At 53.1% G+C, this 23,038-nt stretch carries 15 protein-coding genes and 1 pseudogene; 5 read left to right on the forward strand and 11 right to left on the reverse strand.

All coding sequences use genetic code 11. The features are described 5' to 3' along the window. The first annotated feature begins 290 nt into the window (after positions 1-290). Both AB1S50_RS05810 and AB1S50_RS05815 read left to right on the forward strand, forming a co-directional pair. Positions 291-1,001, forward strand: coding sequence for a lytic polysaccharide monooxygenase (locus AB1S50_RS05810; RefSeq protein WP_367149553.1), 711 nt, complete (start codon positions 291-293; stop codon positions 999-1,001). 817 nt (positions 1,002-1,818) lie between these two features. Continuing rightward, positions 1,819-2,202, forward strand: a complete 384-nt coding sequence (locus AB1S50_RS05815; RefSeq protein ID WP_367149554.1) for a hypothetical protein — start codon at positions 1,819-1,821, stop codon at positions 2,200-2,202. A gap of 155 nt (positions 2,203-2,357) precedes the next feature. Here the strand turns inward: AB1S50_RS05815 and AB1S50_RS05820 are convergent, their stop codons facing one another. The 3 genes from AB1S50_RS05820 to AB1S50_RS05830 all read right to left on the reverse strand — a co-directional run bounded on the left by AB1S50_RS05820 (position 2,358) and on the right by AB1S50_RS05830 (position 6,197). Further along, complete coding sequence (locus AB1S50_RS05820) at positions 2,358-3,200, reverse strand: hypothetical protein (protein WP_367149555.1); 843 nt, start codon at positions 3,198-3,200, stop codon at positions 2,358-2,360. 13 nt (positions 3,201-3,213) lie between these two features. Next, complete coding sequence (locus AB1S50_RS05825) at positions 3,214-5,409, reverse strand: TonB-dependent receptor (protein ID WP_367149556.1); 2,196 nt, start codon at positions 5,407-5,409, stop codon at positions 3,214-3,216. A 146-nt stretch (positions 5,410-5,555) separates the two neighbouring features. Further along, positions 5,556-6,197, reverse strand: a complete 642-nt coding sequence (locus AB1S50_RS05830) for a hypothetical protein (protein ID WP_367149558.1) — start codon at positions 6,195-6,197, stop codon at positions 5,556-5,558. A 770-nt stretch (positions 6,198-6,967) separates the two neighbouring features. Here AB1S50_RS05830 and AB1S50_RS05835 point away from each other — a divergent pair. Then, positions 6,968-8,473 (forward strand): right-handed parallel beta-helix repeat-containing protein, encoded by a 1,506-nt coding sequence (locus AB1S50_RS05835; protein WP_367149560.1) that lies wholly within the window; start codon positions 6,968-6,970, stop codon positions 8,471-8,473. A 182-nt stretch (positions 8,474-8,655) separates the two neighbouring features. Here the strand turns inward: AB1S50_RS05835 and AB1S50_RS05840 are convergent, their stop codons facing one another. The 5 genes from AB1S50_RS05840 to AB1S50_RS05860 form a co-directional block, all read right to left on the reverse strand. Continuing rightward, positions 8,656-9,843, reverse strand: a complete 1,188-nt coding sequence (locus AB1S50_RS05840; protein WP_367149562.1) for a helix-turn-helix domain-containing protein — start codon at positions 9,841-9,843, stop codon at positions 8,656-8,658. Between the two features lie 553 nt (positions 9,844-10,396). Then, positions 10,397-12,553, reverse strand: coding sequence for a cellulase family glycosylhydrolase (locus tag AB1S50_RS05845; RefSeq protein ID WP_367149563.1), 2,157 nt, complete (start codon positions 12,551-12,553; stop codon positions 10,397-10,399). 90 nt (positions 12,554-12,643) lie between these two features. Next, positions 12,644-15,445 (reverse strand): glycoside hydrolase family 9 protein, encoded by a 2,802-nt coding sequence (locus AB1S50_RS05850; RefSeq protein WP_367149564.1) that lies wholly within the window; start codon positions 15,443-15,445, stop codon positions 12,644-12,646. 421 nt (positions 15,446-15,866) lie between these two features. After that, the gene (gene csrA / locus AB1S50_RS05855; RefSeq protein ID WP_367149566.1) at positions 15,867-16,055 is read right to left on the reverse strand and encodes a carbon storage regulator CsrA; all 189 of its coding nucleotides are present in this window, start codon (positions 16,053-16,055) and stop codon (positions 15,867-15,869) included. 716 nt (positions 16,056-16,771) lie between these two features. Further along, positions 16,772-17,851, reverse strand: coding sequence for an FAD-dependent oxidoreductase (locus tag AB1S50_RS05860; protein ID WP_367149567.1), 1,080 nt, complete (start codon positions 17,849-17,851; stop codon positions 16,772-16,774). Positions 17,852-18,006: 155 nt separating this feature from the next. Between AB1S50_RS05860 and AB1S50_RS05865 the strand changes: the two genes are divergently transcribed. Together AB1S50_RS05865 and AB1S50_RS05870 are read left to right on the forward strand one after the other, a co-directional pair. Then, positions 18,007-18,885, forward strand: coding sequence for a LysR family transcriptional regulator (locus tag AB1S50_RS05865; RefSeq protein WP_367149568.1), 879 nt, complete (start codon positions 18,007-18,009; stop codon positions 18,883-18,885). Positions 18,886-19,417: 532 nt separating this feature from the next. Continuing rightward, a complete protein-coding gene (locus AB1S50_RS05870; RefSeq protein WP_367149569.1) occupies positions 19,418-21,265 on the forward strand; it encodes a glycoside hydrolase family 13 protein in 1,848 nt (615 codons plus the stop codon). A gap of 174 nt (positions 21,266-21,439) precedes the next feature. Here the strand turns inward: AB1S50_RS05870 and AB1S50_RS05875 are convergent, their stop codons facing one another. The 3 genes and pseudogenes from AB1S50_RS05875 to AB1S50_RS05885 form a co-directional block, all read right to left on the reverse strand. After that, a complete protein-coding gene (locus AB1S50_RS05875; protein ID WP_367149570.1) occupies positions 21,440-21,946 on the reverse strand; it encodes a GNAT family N-acetyltransferase in 507 nt (168 codons plus the stop codon). Positions 21,947-21,980: 34 nt separating this feature from the next. Next, positions 21,981-22,211 (reverse strand): YjhX family toxin, encoded by a 231-nt coding sequence (locus AB1S50_RS05880; RefSeq protein ID WP_455363737.1) that lies wholly within the window; start codon positions 22,209-22,211, stop codon positions 21,981-21,983. A gap of 439 nt (positions 22,212-22,650) precedes the next feature. After that, positions 22,651-22,965, reverse strand: a pseudogene (locus AB1S50_RS05885) (transposase); the annotation flags it as partial. Positions 22,966-23,038 lie beyond the last annotated feature (73 nt).

The following is a 23,038-nucleotide window of genomic DNA, read 5'->3' on the forward strand; positions in this document are numbered from 1 at the left end:
CGAATCTCGAAATTGATTGACTGTAATAAAACACCACGGCATGGAAAATATAGAGGGAGCTGACGTCTACTTATACATCAAATTCAGCGTATGGCATTTGTTTCGTTTACAGTTCAGTATCTCCCATTGTTTTTTCAAAATATATCGAATAAGGTTTCTGGGCTGTCAGGAGGCTGTGTAGTGTCTACGGAAATGTCGTGGAATTCTTGACTTCTTATAAGCTTCCGCCACAGCAGCTGTTTGCGTTTCACTTTATAAATATCTTACAGTTTTTACCAAGGGAGAATAGGATGCTCACCAAAAATCTATATAAGAGTGTAACTAGTCTGGTTTTCATATTTTTTGCAACTCATGCATTTAGCCATGGCTATGTAGAAAGCCCGCCTTCACGGCAGCAGCATTGCGGCGTGGATATAAAGCCTGACAATCCATCCGGTACAAAATGTAATGAGCCTTTTGCCAACTATTTAACTATCGGAGGCCAAAACTCACACTGGTACAACTTTATGAGTGTTCTTGTCCATAATCAGGGGCGCAAAGTTGTAAAAACTACGAAACATGTCTGTGGCTTCGATAGTGAGACCTGGAATCCCATGCCCACGCCTGATCCTTTGCCTACGCCTTGGGATACGCCGGCTGATTGGCCGACCACATCTATAACCTCAGGACCGGAAACCTTTGTATGGGATATAACTTACGGACCCCACTTCTCTGATACAGAAGAATTCGTATTTTATATTACCAGGCCTGAATTTACCTTCGACGCGAATCGGGATCTTGATTGGAATGACTTTGAAGCAGTGCCTTTTTGTGATGAACAGATGGTTCCAGGAGACTTTAGCAGCAATCCCAATATCAGTGCGGATTTAATTGCTAACCACATCAGTGTGAATTGCAATATTCCCGTTCGCTCCGGTCGCCACGTTATATTCGCAGAGTGGGGTAGGAATGAATGGACTTTTGAGAGATTTTTTAGCTGTATAGATGTGACATTTGACTGAGATGTATTCTATAATAATAAACTGATTTGGAATGGTATGAAAATTTTAATTCCTTCCCCCACAAGGGTTAAGATGTTTCTCCTTGTGAAACGAGTAGCTGATTCCCATAGCTGGAGTCGGCTACTCAATAATTATCGTGACGCATTTAGTGGAGCCCCAAAACCCCTTCATCTAAATTGGGGCAGGCCACGGAAAAATGTGACCACCCGTTTCCCTATCGGATAGTCTTTAGATCAGCTCAGAACCGCCTCAGTGGTACACTGCTAAGGACGAGATTGATTGCGCCGAGTAAACGAGCGCAGAGTTCATTTGGTGGCACAGGTCAATTCTAGGACGTCGGTATCGAGACCAACTATTCCGTCCAAATATCTCAAATACAGAAAAAATCTTAAGTGGAAAAACCAGTTCACCCATAAAGATTTTTTCCTTTTAATCTGCTCCTAGGAATTTTCTACTCCCAGACCGTCAGAGAAGTTGTCCGGTAATTCAGTTGTGTACTGAACAATTCATTAGTAGGAAAATTTGGGATTGATATATTTTTCCAAATATGACCGGCCAGTTTTATTGGAATGGAAAAAGGATGTCAATATGTTTCATTATAGGTATATGTGCTAATTCAAATAAATATTTAGAAATTATTGCTAGATTTATTGAAGTATAAATTATCACCGTAAAAGTTGAGAATTCAGTTTGCTGCTTATTCATATAGGCGAATCAAAGTGGATTTGAAAACGGGAAATATTATGGAGAGTGGAAGTTGGGAGGCGCTTCCCAACTGAATAGAATTATGGCCAGGTTAGTGGAAGAGGAAGATATCATGCGTTATCTATTTTCTTTTGTACTGTTGCTTTCTGTTGCAGGTTTTACCTATGCGCAGGAGCGACTTACACAGCTTCCGTCTGATGCTACCACTGTTCAGATTCTTGGTAAGACCTACTATCAGACTGGTAGCAATTTCTATCGTTTTAATGAAGAAGGCCGGTATTTCTACCAAGTTCAGCCACCTACCGCAATTCGTAGATACGAGCAGCCGAGGGACATGTCTGTCCGCGGTATGTCACACAGTGAAATGGGATTGACGCGGAGCCAGGTAGAAGGTTGTCAGAACGCTGCTGCGGATAAGGCTAATGCCAACCCATCTATGGGTGGTAAAATATATATGCATGAATACAGGAAATGTATTGGTAACCTGCGTCAATAGGAATACCTAAAATATTGGATCTGCTAAATTGAGCGATCCAGTCCATAGTGCCAATTAGTTGGTCAAACTAATTGGCATTTTTTTGGCACGCTATTGATTTTATCGCAGATTCAGGCGACCAATGTGTTCAAGACTGGAAGAGAATCAACCGCCTGCTAGTAGCCCGTCATAATAAGCACTCCTGCTCCAGGCAGGGCTTTAGAGGAATCGACATTGGTGGGCTGAATCAACGCACTGATAGCTGTCCCACACTGGCCCCCGGCCAAGCCGTTGTTCAGTAAGACCTGTATAGGCCGTGAGCTTCTGTATTTTTCACCTGCTCCTGCATCAGAAAATAGTTGCAGCTCAATCAGGTAAGCACCTGTTGACGGGTTGCCGGTATGACCAATCCCGCTGAGTGAACAATCGCCATCGGCGGCTTCGACACAGAAATCCAGATGCGTATGAATGCTGCCATCCGGCGCAGCCTGGTCGATTGGTGATTCGATGGGGCCTTCGATACCGGCGTTGGACCAGATAGTTCCTTGTTCATAGAATGCCAATTCATCCGGGTCATTGCCCAATAGCACTTCAATTGGAATGGCACCGAAATACCTTACGCGCTCACCGTTGGCAGGGCTGCCCCATGCTTCGAGCTTTGGATCCCAGTATCGAAGCGCACCCAAAGCGCGAAACCAAAGGTTCTCGCCGGGTGTAAGGTCGCCGGCATTCACCACCCATCCAGGGTCATCCGTTTTGTGTGGTCCACCGGCAAAGTCACCAAAATCTGCCGGAACCACGATGTTGCCGGTATCCACACTGAGAGGAAAAGTGCCTGCGGAGTCGACCAGGATTTTAGCCCCCACAGCAGCCGGCGGGAGGATATCAATGAAAAGATCGAAGTGACCAAAGTTATTGCAGCTGCTGTACTGGGCTCTCGCTTCCAGGCTTGTGGCAATCAGCAATACCGCCGCTGTTAAATTTCGTAAATACCCGTAGCAACAAAGCATGTGTTTCATCGAGGCTCCCACCTTACCATTCCCACCGTATCCCCAACTCCAGGGAGCGGCCTGGCTCAGGGGCGAAATTTCGAATAAATGATGTGGCATTTTGGATGTCCTGGTCACCCAGATTGCGGCCTTTGAGAAATACACTGGCGTTGTCCAGCCATCCAGCTAATCTGTAGTGCAGACTTGCGTTCACTTCGAGATAACTGTCGGTTTTTGTCTCGAAGGCGCCGGGCTTGTTTTGCTCCGCCACGTAAGTAGCTGTGACATCTAGCAGCCATGACGTCGAGGACCACTCAGCGCCTGCGCCAAGTCGCCAGGGTGGCATTCTGGGAATGTCCCTATTGCCCGTGCCGTTGTCAACCGCACCTTGCAGACGTCCTTCCACGTAGTCTGCAAACCAGTTGATTTGCAGGGCCCCGGCGGCGATCGAAATCCCGGGCCAAAGCCATTCAAATTCGCCACCCTGTATCACGGTATCGCGCTGCCGGTATTCATAAACAGGCAGGCACTCGGCGAGCCTGACGCAGTTGACGCGAAAAAGTTGTTCGGCGAGGTCGAAAAAGATGCCGATATTATCCTGATAGATAAAGCCGTCCACTTCACTGCGGAACATCCTGAGGTTGGTATTGCCCAGCCTGTGTGACCAATTCCAGCCCAGTTCCACACTGTTAAACAGCTCTGCGTCTGGAATGACACCATCAGACCGCAGCAGTAGTCCGAGGTCGAAGCTGCGGGTCGCCAGGTGTGGCCCCAGTGACAGGAATTCGTGGGCATCCGGGACGCGCTGGTGCCTGCCCAGTGCTGCGGACCATTGATGATCCCCCGGCGCATAGGCAACTCCCAGTTGGAAATTACTGGTTTTATATTCAATGGGCTGGTGCATGAGTTGGTGATTATTTGGGCGAAGGGGAGCTGTCGGTTCCAGCTGCCGAATCTCCGTGGCATCGAGACGTCCACCCGCCTGGAAGCTCCAGGCCCCGCGCTGCCATTTTTCCACCAGGTAAATACCAAAACTGGTCACATCCGAAGGTGGCACAAAGCTTTCACTGCCTGTGGCGGCAAAGTAGCGGTCAATGGCCTGTAGGCCGATGACACCCTCCAGGTTTGCCGCAAGGCTGTGCACGAGACCCAGTTTTGCCTCGGTAACATCATTGACAAAATGGGTACCCGGCACCCCTCTCTCGGCTTCAAGATGCTGATAGTCTACAGTTGCTATCTGCAGCTCCAGTTGCTGCAAAGCGCTTTGCCGAAACCGGTATTCCGTCCTAAAGTCGTAACGCTGTTGCGCGAGGTCAATACGGATCAGCGGATCACCGTCTTCGTCACCGCCGTGGCTGTGGCCACTATCCCGGGGTTCTGTGTGACTGCCCGGTGGTATCCCGTAGTTGTAGTCCATATTGCGGGCTGAGACGCCGATATACCACTGTTCCTCTGTCAAAGCCGCACCGATAGAATAGCCCTGCGCCTCAGCATCGCTGTTGGCAATATAGCCACAGGTATTGGACTGACTCGCGTCAAAACCAAACTGACGGTTGACCCCTGCCACATCAATGGCACAGCCGGGGATTTCCACATGGCCGTGACTTCGGTCGTAGGCATCAATATGAAACCCGAAGCGCTCATTTTCGGTATTGAGCTTTGTTACGGTTGTCATTTGGGCATGATCGTTTATTAATTCGTTTCTCCACTCGATAACCCCGGAATGGGGTTGTTCTTTTTTTGTGGAGGGGATTCTCTGTGTATCGACGTGCACAACGCCGCCCACTGCGGCATTGCCAAATTCTATGGTGGAGGCACCTTGAAGCACCTCTATGCGTTCTGCCAGTACTGGCTCTATGGCCACAGCGTGATCGGGACTGAGTGATGAGGCGTCCCAACTTCCAATGCTATCTTCTATGATTCTGACACGTACTCCGGACAAACCACGCAATACTGGTAAACCAACGCTGGGTCCAAAAGTAGCGTTGTGAACCCCCGCCTGGCCCGCCAGTGTCTCCCCAAGGGTATTGCCGATTTCGAGGCGAAGCTTATCGCCAGTCAAGCTGGCGCCAGACTGGCCGGTGCGAAACTGGTCATGCTTCCCCTCCTCTTTCTCGCCAGAAACAACGATCTCCTCGATCCCCTCGTGTCCTTTGTCCCTGGAATCCTCTGCCAGCCCGGACTGGGGGATAGCCAGGACGAAGAACCAACCTGCTAGCTGCATAAGTCGCGTTGGCATCCCTACCTCATATTTTTAGTTGTGTGAATTGTTAAAAGGGCCCGCAGAGCGGGCCAAGCGCGTGTCAAACACGGAGGGAAACAGAGGGATGGTTATTTAGAGCCGCGTCCAGGCCCACCAAGTCCCCGGATATCATTATCAAAACGCTAGGGCAAAGCGGTGATACTCGCTTCAAAGGCCGCCTCGCTCAAACCAAAATTGATGGCAATGTAGTAGCTCTCAGATGCAACGTAGATTTGGCTGCTGCCCGTGCTGTCAAAGCCCAGTAGTTGCATTTCGATCAGGTAAGCACCAACCGCTGCATCTGGATTGATCTCATAATCGATATGCGAATGGAAACCACCCATGGAATCCGCAGCACCAATAAAACTGGAGCTGCCAGCAAATGTGCCTGCGGAACTGAAGGTGGACTGCGCGCCAAGGGCGTCTGTCAAAGTCACCTGATCAAGTGTCATCGCCGTCCAGGCAGTGCCGTCCCAGAACTGCAAGGTGCCGACGCCGGAGAAGCCGATGATGTCACCAGGGGTCAATACGCCACTAACTTCGTGGGAAACGTAGCCCGGATCGTCTGTGGCATAGGGCCCCTGGTTGAAATCGCCGAAATCCGCTTCAAACACCAATTTCTGTGTGTTTCCGCTAAGGGCACCCGCTCTATGCATATGGCCGTCAGCCTCGATAACAATCTGGCCTGCGACAATGTCAAACGTAACATCGCTGTGTTGCGCGTGGGACTGAACTGCGAGGGCGCCCAGCGCAACCGCGACAATCCATTTCAAAATGGTCTGCATGAAAGATCTCCTTATCTGTTATTGATGAGTTATTCGATAATTTATGAATTATTTCAGCAAAAAAAGCGTATTGCCGTAAACGATTACCCGGACAACACTGGCCAGATACAATCTGGGGCTAGGCTGGCAGGTTTGTCCAAGTGCCAAAGCTGTTATACTATATCATAGCATTTAGCGGATGCCATCCTTGTTGAGTTACATTTAATTGAAAATGTAAACACCGGCATCTAATTGACTTGCGAAGAATTTCGGCAGGGATCACAGCCAGGTAGAGTCTTAGGGTCTGTTGACGCTGACTGAGTTGGCACTGTTGTCACAGAAAAGGTGCCAATCGAGGCACGAGCAACAAAGAGTGACGCATTTCTCATTACCCAGAGGCAGGAGGTGGCTCTCTTATATTGCCCGGGTTCGCCACTCGGGTATCTACAGGAGTGCTGACTGATAGATGCAGCAGAAGCCAGTGTAGGTGATGCAATTACGGGTGCAGCAATACAGGTTGTCCGGCCGCGTCGAAATAGATGGGCCTGCTTTGGCGGCTAAGCTAACGGACCTAACAGGTTGTTGAAAAAGGCATCCTGCCTGTTTCAAAACACGAAAAGCGAAAAATGTGATTTTCACTTTTCTCCCAAAATCAACGACTTAGGCGTCGTCGATTTTGCCGGAACATCCATATTCCGGTACCAGGCGTCGAAATTCTGCGAATTTCAACAGCCTGCTAAGTCATGCCATAGGGCTGTGACCAGGTAAACCTCTGTAAATGCTGTTTTGCCTTGAATGATGACCAGTCACATTTTACAACTTTTAATTTGAGCACTGACAAAATGCCCCTTGCCACTGAAAAATCCAAAAAATTCTCGTTCGACCTGCCGATTGCAGCATTTACAGCTATATGGATTACTGCCTGCAGCGGATCCGGGTCCGGTGGGGAAGTCTCCGTTGTGACCTCAGATGACCCGCCAACACCACCACCGCCCCCAAGCACAAAAACCTACGAAGTGGAAAGCAGCCAGGAACTGCAGGATGCGCTGGATGCGGTGCAGGCGGGCGATACAATCCTTATCAAAGGCGGCCACCAATATACAAGCAATTACCGCTTCCCCGGTGAAACCATACGGGGATTCACACTGGCCAACAGTGGAACAGCAGAGGCCCCGATCCGTATCACTGGTGATACAAGTGACGACGCCCCTAAGCCGGTCATTGACCAGGGTATAGAGACCAAGGATGAAGACACCATCGTTGGCATCTACCTTTTGTGTGCCAGTCATATTGTGATTGAAAATATTGAAGTCAGGAATACACATTCGGCCGGTATATCTTCCTCGCTGGGCGACTGTGAATCCCGGGGCATCAAGGTCAGCGATACCTATATCCATCATGTATATGGCTATAGAAATGTCGGCGGCATAAGACTGTCGCGCACCAGCCAGGTGGATATCAGCAACAATACTATTCACGATATTTATCAGAGTGATAGGGAAGGCAGCTATCCCATCATCACGGCAGATAGCGGTGAAATCACGGAGATCGCCATCAGCCAAAACCATTTTTACAATTCCGATACTGGTGTTCGACTCCAGGTACAAAATGACAAATATTTATCGGACGTCAGTATTCTGGGCAATCAATTTGAGTTGCTCGACAAGGCTATTGTAGCAACAAGCAATTCACTGGATGGCAGCGCCCCCGCAGACAGCAAGCTGGGCGAATTGCAAATCCGGGATAATTTATTCCTTGAGGCAGCCAGCGCTATTGATTTGGATATGGGAAATGTGAGCGAGCAGTCAGCAGGTCTCGATATCGTCAACAATACTTTTTATGATATCGAACGTGTTGCAATAAACCTCTCCGGTATTGTCGGGATCGACATCTACAATAATATTTTTAGCCAAATCGAAAGAGACCTGCTGATTACCCGTCCTTCCAGACAGCTTGACGTTTCAACCGCCATAAGTGAGATGGATTACAACCTCTTCTGGCACACAGACTACAGTGCAGCAACAGGCCCCGAGTGGCTGCTGGACCTTGGGGGCACCAACCCCCAGAGTTTCAGCAGCTTTGGAGACTGGAAGAGTGCCTTCACTGACACGCTTCACGCACACTTGCGAGCTGACCCGGACCAGTTTTCTGAGTTTGATGATCCGCGCTTTTTCGATCCGGAAAATCGGGATTTCACGCCGCAGAGCATGTTTGCCAAAACCGGCGGGCGCCATGGAGAGGCATTGGGGGCATTCACAGGCGAAAGTAAACCGGGGCCGGCTAACGAAAACCAATAACCACTGGATTGTGCTCCTGGGAATAGCTTTTATCACTGGCAGGCTGTTGAAATTTGAAGAATTTCGGCGCCTCCCCCAGCCTGCCAGTGCTATTCCCAATCATGGTTTGCCAGAAGTGCACTAAATCCCATAAAAGCCACGCTCGCAGCGGCTGGTATGCCGAGCGATGTTGGTCGATACCATCAGACCGCATTCTCCGGCAAGGGCGCCGGCGCGCGACTGCGATAGCGGAATTCTGTTGGTGTCATTCCCACCCGGTTTTTGAACAGGGTGTTGAATGTCCCCTTGGTGTTAAACCCAACAGCGAGCATTATTTCCAGAATTGTCTGCTCTTCACGGGTGGGGTCTGCCAGGCGGGCTTTGGCTTCTTCTATGCGGTACTGATTGACGAACTCGAAAAAATTGCAGCCAAAGTGGCGGTTGATGATGGTGGATACCGTGCGTTTGGCGGTGCCCAGATGTTGGGCGAGGTCGGCCAGCGTCAGGGTTGGGTTCAGGAACAGATGCTCCCGGGTCATACTCCGTTCCACTTTTTCCACCAGCTCCGGATCTATCGGTGGTTTACCCGGGTTGGCACTTTTCTGTACGCCGCCACGTTTTTTTTCCAGTGGGCCTGGACCGGATTCCTCTTCGGGTTCCAGTCCGTCAAATACTGACGCGCCATGCAGGCTCATGAAAATCAGTGCGCTAACCAGTATCAACACGGTGTAATTACTGGCGAGCCCCATGACCCGGTAATTGAGAAGCGTATCCAGATGGGCGGAAGATATGATTGCGATATTAACCAGCACCGCCCAGCTGCGAATTACCAGGAAGCCGGCCACTAGAATCCACAGCCAGCGGAGATCCATCATCTCGATAGTGGAGTAGGAATCGCGGATTCTCGTATGATAACGCCTGAGTTCCACCAGGCAGGCGATACCAAATACCCAGCGCAATAGCTCCCGCAAGGTACCGATGCCGTGGGTCAGCAGCGATTCGGCAAACAGGTCGTAGTCCTGCAACATTTCTCCCTTTGCCAGGGAATCAAAGCGGAAGTAAACGAAGTATTGGTAAATGACATAGCCAAGCAGTGGCAACAGGTATACCAGTTCGCGGTGTTTCGGCAGGTAGTCTTTATAGACCAGCGAGCGGGTGTACCAGAGCAGCAGTGGCCCTTCCAGCCAGTAGGCGAAACCGAATATATAGAAGAGATTGGGCGAGACCTGGATAGCCCACGCGCGAAAGCCCGCACCAAAACTGATAAGGATATCCAGGGGAATGGCGGCCTGGCTCAACAGAAACAGTGCGAGCAGGGCATTGCTGATACGCCGCTCGCCCCTGACCACCAGTAGGAAGAATGCAAACAGTGTGCACTGAAAGGCTGTCATGATGAGAACGACATCATGTAAGTTAAATAGCAAAAGGTCCATCGCCCAGTCCCCTGAAGGTTATTTTTATTTTCTGTTGAGGTTGGATTGGCCACTCCACTGAGGCAGGATTTTATCCTGCCGGGCGAAAAAATTGGAACAAAAGGCCTACTTGAAAATTTTGGCATTTTTTTCATTGTCTGGTGCCATCGAGAGAAGTATTCGGCGAAGCCGAAGCAAGGTGCGTCCTCGAAAAACCGGAAAATGCTTCGGTAAACTGCTTTAAGCAGCGGATATATCAATCGCGCGATTACACAGTCTCTTGCTGCCAATTCAGTTGGTGTCCGGTTGAATTGGCGGAGAGGCGGGTATGGGCTGGCCCGTTCACGGACACAAACCTATGAATGGGTACACAATTTCCGGAAGTCCAGGATGCAACCGGCGACGCTACCGGAAATATAACGATAAAATAAATTATGGAATAGGCGGGATAACCGGCAGGGAGATCTGCGGGAAAAGCCGGGAAAAATCAGACAAAGAGGCGGGCCCAGAGGGCCCGCTGTTTCGTTCAAACTCAGTTAGCGGTACAGCCAGGTGGCACGAAGCTGCCGTCGTGACCGCCCTGGAATCCAAAGCTGGCGCTCTGCCCGGTTTGCAGGTTGCCGTTCCACTCCAGGTTGGAGACAGTCACGGTCTGACCGCTGGCAGCTACGGAAAACACGCCGTTCCAGCCATTGGTAAAGGTCACAGGTCCGCTGAACTGCAGCGTTACCGTCCACCCGCTCACGGCGCTGCCCTGGTTGGTTACGTTGACATTGTTCAGTACAAAACCGTCGCTCCACACATCTACCACATCGAGCGCACAGACAATGCCGCTGGGCGCGGGTGTCTCCACTGCGATGGTGACGCTGTCGCTGGCTGCCAGTGGCTGACCGTTGCTGTCCCGGGCCTCTACGTCCACGGTGTAGCTGCCGTCGACGACAGGCGCGGTGAGCGCCACGCTGTCGCCACCGGTGGCCGTTACCGAATTGCCATCCAGCGTTACCTCTACGCCGTGGGCATTTTCAAGGGTGTATTCGAGCGTGAAACTGGCACCCGGTGCGAAACTACTGCCCTCGGCGGGTGCGGTGATTGCCACACTCGGCGTTGCGACCGGCTCTTCCACCACCTCGATAGTGACAGTGTCACTGGCGGGAAGCTCCTGGTTGGCATCGTCCAGCGCGATCAGGCTGATCTCGTGTGCACCCAGCTGGTCCGGCGCGGTGACTGTCACACTGCCATCCCTGTCGCCGACCTGGAAGACACCATCCAGATAGGCGTTAACGCCGGTGGCGTTGCGCAGGGAATAACTCAGGGGGATCGGGTAACCGGCCACAAACTCGGCGCCGTCAACCGGGCTACTGATCTGCACGGTGGGCTCAGTGGAACCATAGAATTCGCCCAGGTGTGTTCCCACACTGCTGTTACCCAGGTGCACCCGGTGGTCGAGCCCGACAAATTTACCGCTGCCGTCGCTCCACAGCGCGGGTTTTAACAGTGCGTACTTGGCGGCGTCCCAGGTGGTCCAGTCGTTGAGCCAGAGTCCGCCGGTATCACCGGAGTTGGGGTTGAGGCACCAGAAGGTGTGGTGCAGCTGGTGCTCGACAATCAGGTCGCGGGCATAGCCCATCCACTTTTCGTTTTCCGCGCCGTCGAGCAGGCCGCCCCACTCGCCCAGCAACAGCGGCGAGATTCCCTGTTCGTACAGGTAAAACCAGTTATCGCGCCAGGCGTCCTCCATCAGCGATTGATAGGTAAAGTCCGGCTCGAACCAAGGCTGCCGGAAAACCGACGGGCCGTAGATATGCGGGGAGTACACCAGCTGGTCCTGGTTGGCTCCCAGGTCAATAGGATGGTCCGCCACACCGCGCAGGTTCCCGCCCCACCAGTAGTTGTGATAACTGTTTCCGTCGCCCCCGCCCCAGCTGACACCGTCGATGGGGTAGGACTCGATGCCCTCACACAACACCAGCAAATTGGGGTTGATGGCTAGCACCCGTTTGGACGCGGTTTCGCAGGCGTGCTTCCAGTTGTTGACGTCGGTGGAACTGTCCCACTTGGCGTAGGGGTTGTCGGCCCAGGGCTTGCCGTGGGGCTCGTTCTCGATATCAAACGCAATCACAGTGTCGTCGTCCTTGTAACGCTCCGCCAGCCACTCCCAGGTGCGGTAAAAAATCTCGCTGTCGAGGCTGCCTTTGTACCACATGGGGTAAATGTGGGCGGAGTTGTCCGCTTCGGCGCTGTGCGCGTCGATCATCAGCTTGACGCCGTACTGCTTCGCCAGGCGAATGGTCTCGTCGAAAATCTGCAGCCCGTTCATGCCTGCCAGTTCGGGGTTGGCGTGGGTATTGATCGCCGGTATTGCAGCCATGCCGTTTTGCCACTCCCAGATCAATTCGGTGGAAATGGGCACGCGCAGAATATTGATACCGTGTTCGGCCAAATCGCGCATACGGTCGGCCAGGTTGGCGGACCACAGCCCGTGAAAAACCTGCTCGGTGGTATTGAACCCGAACCAGTTGGCGCCGGTGAGCCACACTGGATTGCCCAGCCTATCGACAATCCGGTTGCCCTCCACATGCAGCCAGTCGTCGTCCGGCAGTGCGTCATTGGCCTGCACTGCTGTTAAACAGGTGGCCGCGACCATCAGCCCCGCCGCAAAGTAGGGTAAAAGCTTGGAATTCAGTTTCATGCTATTCACTCCTGAGAAGTGCGGGCGGCGACCGCCGCCCGCGGGTGAATGGAAAAGTGGAATCAGGCAGATTTAAAACGCCCGCGCGCTTCAGTTGACCGTGCAGGTGGGCGGCGCAAAGTTGCCGTTGTGACCACCCTGGAAACCGAAGCTGGCGCTGGCGCCGGGCTGCAGGTTGCCGTTGTAGTCGACATTGGATACCGTCATGCTGAGGCCATCCGAGGACAGGGTGAACACGCCACTCCAGCCGTTGACCAGGCTGATCGGCTGGTTGAAGCCAAGTGTTACCTGCCAGCTTTCCAGCGGGGTGTCCCCCTTGTTGGTCACCGAGATATTGTTGAGTACAAAGCCGGTGTCCCATACATCCGTAGTGCCCAGTGCGCAGTCCGCACCGCCGGGTAGCTGCTCCAACACCTCCACGGTGACGCTGTCACTCGCCGCCAGCTCTTCGCCATCCTGGGTGGCGATCACTTCAATCCGGTAGATACCTTCCGCTGCCGGAGCCGGGACCACGACGCTATCGCTGTCGCTGCCCACCAGCGCGCCGTCCAGGTAGACGTTGGCACCGTTGGCAAACTGCGTTGTGTAGGACACCACAATGTCCTGCCCCAGCAATAGCTGCTCACCGTCACCGGGGTGATTGATCTGCACGGCCGGCACCAGCGGCGCTTCGACGGTAATGGAAACTGTGGCCGGTGAAGAGACCGCAGCCTGGTCATCGGTGGTAGTGAAGGTAAAGCTGTCGTTACCGGAGAAGCCGTTGTCAGGGGTATAGTTTCTCGCCGTGCCACTGCCATTCAGGGAGCCATGGGACGGACCGCTGACCACAGTAAAGTCAACCAGGCTGCCGTCACTGTCGCTGCCGCTCAGAGTGATATTGAGCATGGTCTCAAAGGGTGTGGAAAGGGACTGGGGATTGGCCACCGGTGCGCAGTTGATACCCGTATCGCCACCGCAACCACCGCCGGGCTCCTGTCCCCAAACCAGTTCGCCATCGTCGTACAGGGCGATCAGCTCTGCCGGCTCGCGGCTGTGGCCGTAATTATCCCAGGAGGGGTCGTTGGTCGGGTCCCAGGGCACGCCCTCGGAAACCGCCACGCGGAACTGGGATTCCTTTTTCGACACAGACTGGCCGCCGGGATAAATATCCACGCCCGCAAACGACACTTCCACATAGTAAATATTGTCGGCGGGGTCGCCCCAGGGATGCGGACCTGTGTAACCGGAGCCCTGGTTGTAGGCAGAGGACAGCTGTAAATCCTCCGGGCCGTAACCGGCGTCGACCAGTTCACTCAGGTCCACCCAGTAGCGCAGGCTCAGGTTGTCGGTGCTGCGCGCCGGCCAGGCGGTGCGGTTGTGCACCAGGGCGCTGATCTCGGTATAACGGTTGCCGCTGGAATTGAGTTTTGCCTCCACAAACAATTCCAGGTCGCGCTGTTCCGGCGCGGGAAACTGCGCTTCCGGAATTGGCGATCCGCCAAAGTCGAGCCACAGCCGCGCCAGGGTTGAGGTAAACCCGGCGTTATAGTCGGTGGCCACCTCGTTGAGGATGAAATCACCGCGGTCGTTCTGGAAACCGTCACTGCTATCGGGCCCGCCTACCAATGCGCCTATTAAGATGTGGCGGTTGGCGACCGGGTCGCTGAGGCTGTTATTCCAGGAACCGTGCGCGGTACGGTGGTGGGGAGAGGTGGGGAAGACGCTGCCGTAACCAATCTGGTAGCTCATATTCATCGGGTTGTCGCCGAGAATGTATTCCATTTGGCTCACGGCAAAATCGTAATAGATCTGCGCCCTGCTGTTATCCGGGTCCACTTGCTTGAGGTAGTCGGAATAGACCAGCGCCAGGAATGCGGTGTTGGACGTGTAGCGGGCCGCGCCCCACTGATCCAGGTGCGCCAGGCCGCCGGGGGTGTAGCGCACACGCCTGCCCTGGTAGCCGGTGGTCCAGTAATCCAGCCAGCGTTCCGCATCGGCGCGGTATTCGGCACTGTCGGTGAGCAGCGACATCAAGACATAACTCCCGTAGCCCTTGTCGTCCCAGGCGTGGGTCCAGCCATAGGCCTTGACGGTTTCCCCCTGCTCCGTGCCCAGGTTGTCGTAGTAGGCTGTGGCCTTGTCTAGGTAGGCCTGGTCGCCGGTGGCTCGGTAGAGCCAGGCGGCACCCCATACCAGCTCATCGTTGTAGCCGCTCCACGAGCGGTAAAAAGCAGCCGCGTCGGTAATGCAGTCACTGTAAACACCGCGGTAATTATCGGCGAAGTTGTACAGCTGCACGGCGTGGTCCAGCAGGCTGGATGCGTAACCTGGGTCGCTGGACTCGAATACCATCGACACCGCCGCCAGTGCTGCGGCCGCCTCGCCGGCCAGCTCGGAACCGGGGCAGCTGGCATCGACCTTGTACGACGGCCGCGCCATCGGCATAACTTCGGCGGAACCCCACCAGGCGTGGTCCACAGATCCGCTGCCCACCTGCCCCCAGAATTCATTGGGGGCGGTGTGCGCCTTGACCATGTAATCCGCCACAAAGCGCAAATTGTTTTGCAGGTGCTGCAGCTGTCCGGTTTGCACATAGGCGTCGCGGTTTTCTATCGCGCCCCAGGCCAGCAGCGTGGTTGACGCGGCCATAGGGAAACCGAATTTCACATGGTCGCCGGCATCGTACCAGCCGCCGAGCAGATCGACATTGTTGTCGGCTCCGTCGGTCATGCCGGAATCGCCGCGCCACTCGTTGCGGTTCCAGGCAGGGATAGGCCCGGACTGTTGTGCCTCGTAAAAGTAAATCGACTTTTGCAGCGCTTCGCCATAATTGACTGCCAGTGCATCGCCCGCCAGCATTACCCCGCTGACACACACCGCACACAGCGCGCTCGCTCTCTTGATCGGCGTCATAATGTCCTCTCAGGTGTTATTGCAATGGGAACTATCGTGTTACATCCGGAGCCACCCTAGCCAGGGGGGTGGGCAACCGGCGTCAAGCTTTGGTGCTTTTGCGATAAAAATGCGACGAGACGGAAGTCAGACCAGGTACAACTTTGTGCACTGCGAAAGGTTGAACCCGGTTGCGCGCTTTTGACTATGAAACTACGAGCAACTATGCGGCAATGCCTGGGCACCGCTGCTATCAAAAATATTACCCGCGATAAAACAGATGGAGGGATTGATTGGGCGAATAAGCGCTTGGGTGCCAGGAGAACAGCATCGCGTTAAAAGAAGAAAAAAGCGAAGGCAGAGAAGACAATAAATCACGGCTTTTGCCCCATAGGGCAATTGCGAAATACAGCAAACCCTCCCTGGTGAAAAAATCCATTTTTCAAGTTTCTTCAATGCTCGATGCTTTTTCTTTTTGGATGCGCAGATAGACTTCTTCGCGGTGGACGGGCAGGGACTTGGGGGCATTCACACCCATCTTTACCTGGTTGCGCGTAATACCCAATACCGTCACTGAAACATTTGTCCCGATTCTGAGATTCTCGCCAATCCGGCGGGTTAAAATCAACATAGACCTTTCCTTGTGGGCTGCAAACCATGGGGTGAGCTTCCGCGGTGGGAGAGCTGGGAAATTAAGGTTAGGGGGAGCTGCGGGGAACTGTGGGGCGGTGCACGGGAACGGTAGGCAATAAAGCAGAAAAGGCGGACGCAACGCTCCCAGAGCCTGGGAAATCGCTCCAAACCACTACGTTTGTACCGGTTTATTGAAGACGAGCGGACATCTAGCGTATTATCCATATAGCCATTTTGATAGTGCTGTTATCAATTTGGTTAGCTGGCCCCTGGTGTTGCTGCACCTTGGGTCAGCGCCTTTTACTTACGCTTAGGGCACCTTATCGTTCTCCCGTTGAAGGAATGGCTCTTTGAGAAAATGCCCGGGCTGGAAAACACCTGGGCTTTTTGGACCTCTTGGGCGGTTGGCTCGAAAAAACCGGCACAATCACGGCCCAAGTACCGATAAATACTGGCCAATCTTACGCCGCTTGGTCACTAAAGAAAACGGAATGCAACTCGATAAGAGCATTTTGGCGCCAATATTTCTATGTAGGTATGCATAGAAAAAGTGCGAGTACCCATTTAAACGGGCAGGTTCCCTTGGCCCGCTTCGCCACCATTCCTGATGGAATCCAACCGCCAACAATTAGGAAGGCCCGGAGCTTGATGACGAGGATTTCGCAAGAGTGCATTCGGCTTGGCCGCCGACTGCTCCTAAACAGCAGCGGATTGTTAGCCGGCATTGGGGGTTGTGCCAAACCCCTTGTAGATCTTGTTGATAAACAGGTCTTTTTGCTTTAACCCCACCAAAAATCTTGCGGTAGTGACAGCAAAGGGGAGCTGTACCACCCCCTGCCTTTGGCCCACGGGAATCAGCGCCATCAGCGGATTGCGCTTGTAGGCTTTTACGGCCTTGCCTTGGAGCTTGCTGGCGATCATCCCTGCCAGGTATTTACCCTGCTCTACGGCAAGATAGCCCAGCCTGGCCTCGCCGACCTCGGCAATATCACCCAGTGCATATAGATTACTGGTGCCTTCAACCTGTAGCTGTTTGTCTATTTTTACAAAGCCTTTTGCAGTCAGGATATGGGCAAGTTCCCCTTTAAGGAACTCATTATTGGGTAATACGCCGGTTGCTTCATACACCAGGTCGGCATCACTGATGTCACCGGTATTCTGGTCAAGGTACCGGTCATTCTGCTTCTGGTAACGGCGATTGAATTCTATCTCTACCCCCAGGCTTTCCAGTTGCTGTTGTGCCCTGGCTTGTGCCTTTTGTTTGAAGCCATTCAACAACACATCGCTGTTGTGCGCCAGGACGAGTTGGATATGAGGGTGCGCATGGGCAATTTCCCCGGCCAGTTCGACACCCACAACGCCACCGCCAATGACCATCACTTTTCGCGCTTTTTTAAGCTGGGTATGGGCCGCCATCAGTTCATTATTGCGCGCCTCAAAACCCATGGATTTGTCTGTTTTGGCAATGGGCAAACCGGGGTAACGGGTGCCCGAGGCGATGACGCCATGCTTAAACTGGATTTCTGCGCCATCGGACAAGACCGCACGCTGGGGACCGAGGGTTTGAACGCGGCTCTGAATAAAACGCCCCTTTAGGAAGTCCTGGTAATGCTTGCGGGCCCGATTACCGGTTGCACCGGGATCAGCCAGATTCCTGAGGGTGGCGAAGGTCACCTCAAAGTACTCTTTTTGGTCCACCAGGGTGGTGCGAATGCCCTGTTTCTCCAATGCCTGGGCCACAGAGACCCCGGCAAAGCCACCACCCACAATCAATACATCGGTTTGAATCGTCATTGTTTACGCTTGCCCCTGCAATCTTTCTCTGGAGGCCCTAGAATAGGTTGTTGCATTAATGTGGTAAATGAGCAAATATAAGACAGTTGTGTGCATATATGCACAGTTAGTGCCAGGCGGCACGGGTGTTAAAGGAATGGCGAGCCAGGTGGAATATGGAGAAGTGGACTGAATTGCGCACGGCCTACAAACTGGCCAAACTCGGTACCTTGAGTGCTACCGCCCAGGCAATCGGTGTGCACAGGTCAACGGTGATGCGCCATATTGACGCCCTGGAAGAGAGCCTTGGTATCGTCCTTTTTCAACGCAACGACAAGGGTTACATTCCAACTGAAGCGGGCCTGGAGATTATGCGCCTGGGGGAGGTGACCGATAACCAATTCAACAATCTATCTGACCGGCTGCAAAGCAAAGACAAACCCCTGCAGGGCACATTGACCATTACCATGGTCAACGAAATGGCCAGTTTATTGATGCCCACCATCAATCAATACCAGGCGCAACATCCGGGTATGCGTATTGACATTATTGGGGATTTGCGCAACTTCAAGCTTGAATATGGTGAGGCAGACATTGCGATTCGGGGAGGCCCCAAGCCGGAAACCCCGGACAATGTTGTTTTGCCATTAGTCACTTCAGAGATAGTGTTATGCGCCCACAAAAGCTATATAAAAAAGTACGGCCAACCTACAAAAAGTAATCTGCAGAAGCATAGGTTTGTCGCTTTGAATGAGAAGCAAGTTCACTTGCAATGGAATGACTGGATTTACAAAAACATAGAGGAAGAACGCATCATTTTAACAGCTTCTACTATACAGATATTGCGCCATGCGCTTTTTTCTGGCATTGGTATTGGCGGTATGCCAAAGGCTATCGTAGCGGTGGACAAAGACCTGGTTGAAATTCCTGTGGGGGAAAGCTGGCAACTGTCAGTCTGGGCATTGGTCCATCGGGATATGATCAATATGCCCAAGATCAGGAAATTTATTGATATGCTGAAGCAGCAAGATGATTGGCGGATTGGTTCACTATAGAAGGCGAGCCTGTTAGCGGTTGCTGATGACAGTTGGGGGGTATGGACCGGCTATTTATTACCTGGGGAACCTCTGGATAATTCAGTAATGCCTCAGCAGAATCTGTGGCGCCATAGCCGGCCCTCCGGGGTTTTGCGCCGAGTGCGCTCGCCGCCAAAAGGCAACCAGCATCCCTGCGCGACTAGGTCGTACTGGCGAACTGGCTGCAAAGCCTGAGATTGCACCCATTTAATCAGGGGTTTCCGGGCTTCTTCATGTGTGAGAAGGAATAATATTTGACGCTATTTTCAGCATGGATTAACGTATAACTTGAGTCTGCCACAACGCCCATTGCAGTGGACGGAGGGGCACTGGCAGGTTGTTGAAAAAGCCCTTCCTGGCTTTACTCAACCCGGGTTTGCGGCGCATGTCCGTAAATCCTCCACGACAAATCAAGCAGTTATATGCTTGATTTGCTAGCCGCCCATTTTGATAATCGATTGCAGACTCTCCATTTGGTACATTGACGTCAGAGAATTAAATAACATTTTTTATGAATAACACTATCCAGCTTGCGGTGCGGACCCTTATCTCGCTTATGCTCGCCATTCCAATGGCATCCAGTGCCAGCGAGGGTCAAGAATTCGTCCCGCAATGGGCTAAAAAAGTCGTCTGGTATCAGATTTTCCCGGAACGCTTCCGCAATGGCGACAGCAGCAACGATCCCGAAATGAAGGACATACTCGGCGCAGATCCCCAGGAAGCGCCTAAAAAATGGCAGGTTCACCCCTGGGGCAGTGACTGGTACAAGTTGCAGACCTACGAAAAAGCCAATGGTGAGCCGGAATTGTGGAAACACCTGTTGCGGCGTCGCTATGGGGGCGACCTGCAGGGGGTTATCGATAAACTTGATTATCTGGAAGGGCTCGGTATAAGCGCCATCTACCTCAACCCTGTATTCGACGCCCCGTCCCTGCACAAATACGACGGGGCCAGCTACCACCATATCGACCCCACTTTCGGCCCTGACCCCGAGGGCGATCGCAAATTGATGGCCACGGAAGACCCTCTTGACCCATCGACCTGGGTCTGGACCAGCGCCGATGAGCTGGCATTGAACCTGATTGATGAGGCGCACAAACGGGACATCCGAATTATATTCGATGGCGTTTTCAACCACATGGGTGTCAACAGTTTCGCATTTCAACACCTGCGGCAACACCAGCAGGCGTCCCCCTACAGGGACTGGTTTATCGTCGAATCTTACCGGGATGATAAAAAGGGGAGCGAATTCAAGTATTCCGGCTGGTTCGGAGTGGAGTCTCTCCCGGAATTCCGGGAGGATGAACAGGGGCTGGTCAAAGGCCCGAGAGACTATGTATTCGCCGCTACCGAGCGCTGGATGAACCCGAAAGGCAAAGGCATAGAACACGGCATCGATGGCTGGCGGCTGGACGTGGCATTCGAGGTCCATCACAATTTCTGGAAGGCGTGGCGCGGCCATGTCAAATCGATCAATCCCGAGGCCTACCTGACGGCCGAAATTGTCGATGTGCCGGAAAAGGTAAAGCCCTATTTTCAGGGCGATGAATTCGATGGTGAGATGAACTACAACTTTGCCTTCACCGCGGCAGAGTTCTTTTTCAACCCCCCGGGCATGAATATCAGTGTCAGTGCATTTGACCGCAAACTGGCGGACCTGAGGGACCTCTACCCTGAGGGCGTCGCCTATGTGGTGCAAAACCTGTTTGGCAGTCACGATTCCAACCGCATAGGTTCACATATAGTGAACCGGGGGGTTGGTAACTTCCGGGATTGGGGTAACTACTTCAATAGATCGCAGGTTGCCAGTAACCCCGACTATGCCGTCAGGAAGCCCAACGAGCACGAAATTCAGCTGCAAAAACTTTTCGCCCTCTTCCAGATGACCTATGTGGGCGCGCCGATGATCTACTATGGGGATGAAGTGGGCATGTGGGGCGCAAACGATCCGGATACACGCAAGCCGATGATCTGGCCGGACATTGAATATGAAGATGAAGTCTACCTGCCCGATGGCGGCAAGCGTTCCCCCGACAAGGTTGGTGTCAATACGGAACTGCTAAGACACTATCGCAACCTGATTCATATCCGCAACCAAAACCCGGCACTGCAACTGGGCGATTTCCAACCTGTATTGATTGACAATGAGCGCCGGCTTTACGGCTATCACCGGGTGTATGGGGACAACAAGGTGTTGGTCATATTGAACAACGCCTCTCAGGCGAGCACTATTTCGGCCGAGGTACTTGGTGACTCAACCTGGATCGATGTACTGAATGGTCAAAAAGACACTCTCGACCAGCGGCGTGGCAAGATAGAGATACCCCCGCTCAGTGGTCTGATTCTGGTACGATTGTAACAATGGGGTCGGAGAAAAAGTTTGGACGTTATGTCCCTTTCGGCCTCAGGTATTGCTTCCAGTAGAAGCGGGCGGACTGATTTGAATAAAGCAGGGCGTAGCCTCTGTGCCAGCCCCGCCTGTTGTCTCCATGATATTCGTACCCCCAAAGGGGCGCTGCCTTGCGCCCACGTTTTACACTTGTTCACTCGGGTGCCCCCACATACGTGGATCGGCGTAGGGTCCGGTCAAGCTGGAGGTGGATTCACCCACGCCGTCCAGTGCCCCCGGGGTCAGCTCGCGGGCGAACCAACACTCTAGCGGGGCTTTGGTTCTCACGGGAGGCAGGACCTTGTGGGGGGTACAGTAGCGTTTGCCGTAGTGAAACGGCTCACCCATAACAAAGATCACGTCGGCGTCCAGCTGCTTTTCCGCCTCCTCCATCAGCCTGGTGGCGTACCCTTTTCGTTGGTACTCAGGCAGCACTGCCAGAGGGGCCAACACGTAACACTTGAGGTGTGGTGCCGCGTCCACGGTAATAGGGGTGTAGCATGCGTGTGCCACGCCCTCATACACGATGGAGAAGCTACCGTCCTCAATCAAAGCGTCTGCGAAGTCCGCATAGAGCTTCGCGTGCCGCTCATCGTAGAGACCGCCGGCGGCAGCGAAGGCTTCGTATTGTATTTGGTAAGGTGTTTTCATAGGAAAATATCCTCCTTTCAAGTTGTAAAAAAAGTTATCGCTGGTTCATTTGTGATCGAACGGAGCTGGCCCCCAATTGCGTGATGCGATAGGGCTGGCCCTTTTTCGAGCTGACAAACTTCTTACTTTTCAGGCGTTTGAAAACGTCAAGCGTGCAACTGGGAAGGACGTATCCATCCCGTGTGTAGCAGATGACTTCATGGACTTTGCCACTTTCGTGACGAAGGTAGTGAATCTCGCCGCCAAGTGCGAGAACGTGCAGCACGCGCTGCTCGTGCTTTGAAATGTTCAATGGAATGCCTCAATCTTCAGGAATCGCGGACATAAGTCTCCCCAGCATCTCGCGTGAGGGGCCTTAAGTGTTAAGAGCGCTCCTTAATCCCGAGCAGGATTAGGAACGTGCGAATACCTGATGATCTAGCAAAAAATTTCCATTGATGGATAAGGACAGGCGCGAATCATAGTTGGCGGGCTGCCAAATGTAAAGGGCGGCCCCAGTGAGAACCAGGAAGGCTAAAAAGGACAGGAGCAGGGATGGGCAATGGGGTGGGTTAAAGTACCCTGTTCATTTCTTTGCGAATCTTGCTGTCGGGTGAGCCGGGGCGGCTGGCCTGTGTTCAGGGGTTTAGGGTCGCTTCTGGGGGGGTATGGTTAAGGGAAGTGGGCTTGGCTTTCGATGGTGCCTGGGTTTAGTAAGCCACTACAATGACCTTGCGCTCGAGTTCGTCGGTAAGCTGGGTCTGATGCTTCTTGACGATCTGTGGCTCAAAGGTGCCGGCGCGGTCTCGCGGCGCCTGCAGCTCGAGGCTGCCAGCGGGACTTTTCACGGTTTTGGGCGTGGTGCCATTCTTGCGATTGGGCTTGTCCTCGCTCGTGAGGTGCTCCTCCAGCTCCGCCTTCATGGCAGTTTCGGTGAGCTGTTTGATCAGTGGGGTGAGGATGCCGTCTTTGCCGCTGAGGTCTTTGCCCTCACGCAGTACCGTGACAGCGACATCCATATCGAAAGTAGGTTTGGTCATGGGTCATCTCCTTTTTGCTAATGATAAAGAAATGACACAGAATTCTGAACACCACCGGTTTACGAGGCGCAAA

Origin of the sequence: Microbulbifer discodermiae, assembly GCF_040742695.1 — a bacterium.
GTDB lineage: Bacteria > Pseudomonadota > Gammaproteobacteria > Pseudomonadales > Cellvibrionaceae > Microbulbifer.

Coding starts and splice junctions, on each gene's coding strand:
- AB1S50_RS05810 (WP_367149553.1), top strand. CDS start 291: ATGCTCACCAAAAATCTATATAAGAGTGTAACTAGTCTGGTTTTCATA.
- AB1S50_RS05815 (WP_367149554.1), top strand. CDS start 1,819: ATGCGTTATCTATTTTCTTTTGTACTGTTGCTTTCTGTTGCAGGTTTT.
- AB1S50_RS05820 (WP_367149555.1), bottom strand. CDS start 3,200: ATGAAACACATGCTTTGTTGCTACGGGTATTTACGAAATTTAACAGCG.
- AB1S50_RS05825 (WP_367149556.1), bottom strand. CDS start 5,409: ATGCCAACGCGACTTATGCAGCTAGCAGGTTGGTTCTTCGTCCTGGCT.
- AB1S50_RS05830 (WP_367149558.1), bottom strand. CDS start 6,197: ATGCAGACCATTTTGAAATGGATTGTCGCGGTTGCGCTGGGCGCCCTC.
- AB1S50_RS05840 (WP_367149562.1), bottom strand. CDS start 9,843: ATGACAGCCTTTCAGTGCACACTGTTTGCATTCTTCCTACTGGTGGTC.
- AB1S50_RS05845 (WP_367149563.1), bottom strand. CDS start 12,553: ATGAAACTGAATTCCAAGCTTTTACCCTACTTTGCGGCGGGGCTGATG.
- AB1S50_RS05850 (WP_367149564.1), bottom strand. CDS start 15,445: ATGACGCCGATCAAGAGAGCGAGCGCGCTGTGTGCGGTGTGTGTCAGC.
- csrA (WP_367149566.1), bottom strand. CDS start 16,055: ATGTTGATTTTAACCCGCCGGATTGGCGAGAATCTCAGAATCGGGACA.
- AB1S50_RS05860 (WP_367149567.1), bottom strand. CDS start 17,851: ATGACGATTCAAACCGATGTATTGATTGTGGGTGGTGGCTTTGCCGGG.
- AB1S50_RS05865 (WP_367149568.1), top strand. CDS start 18,007: ATGGAGAAGTGGACTGAATTGCGCACGGCCTACAAACTGGCCAAACTC.
- AB1S50_RS05870 (WP_367149569.1), top strand. CDS start 19,418: ATGAATAACACTATCCAGCTTGCGGTGCGGACCCTTATCTCGCTTATG.
- AB1S50_RS05875 (WP_367149570.1), bottom strand. CDS start 21,946: ATGAAAACACCTTACCAAATACAATACGAAGCCTTCGCTGCCGCCGGC.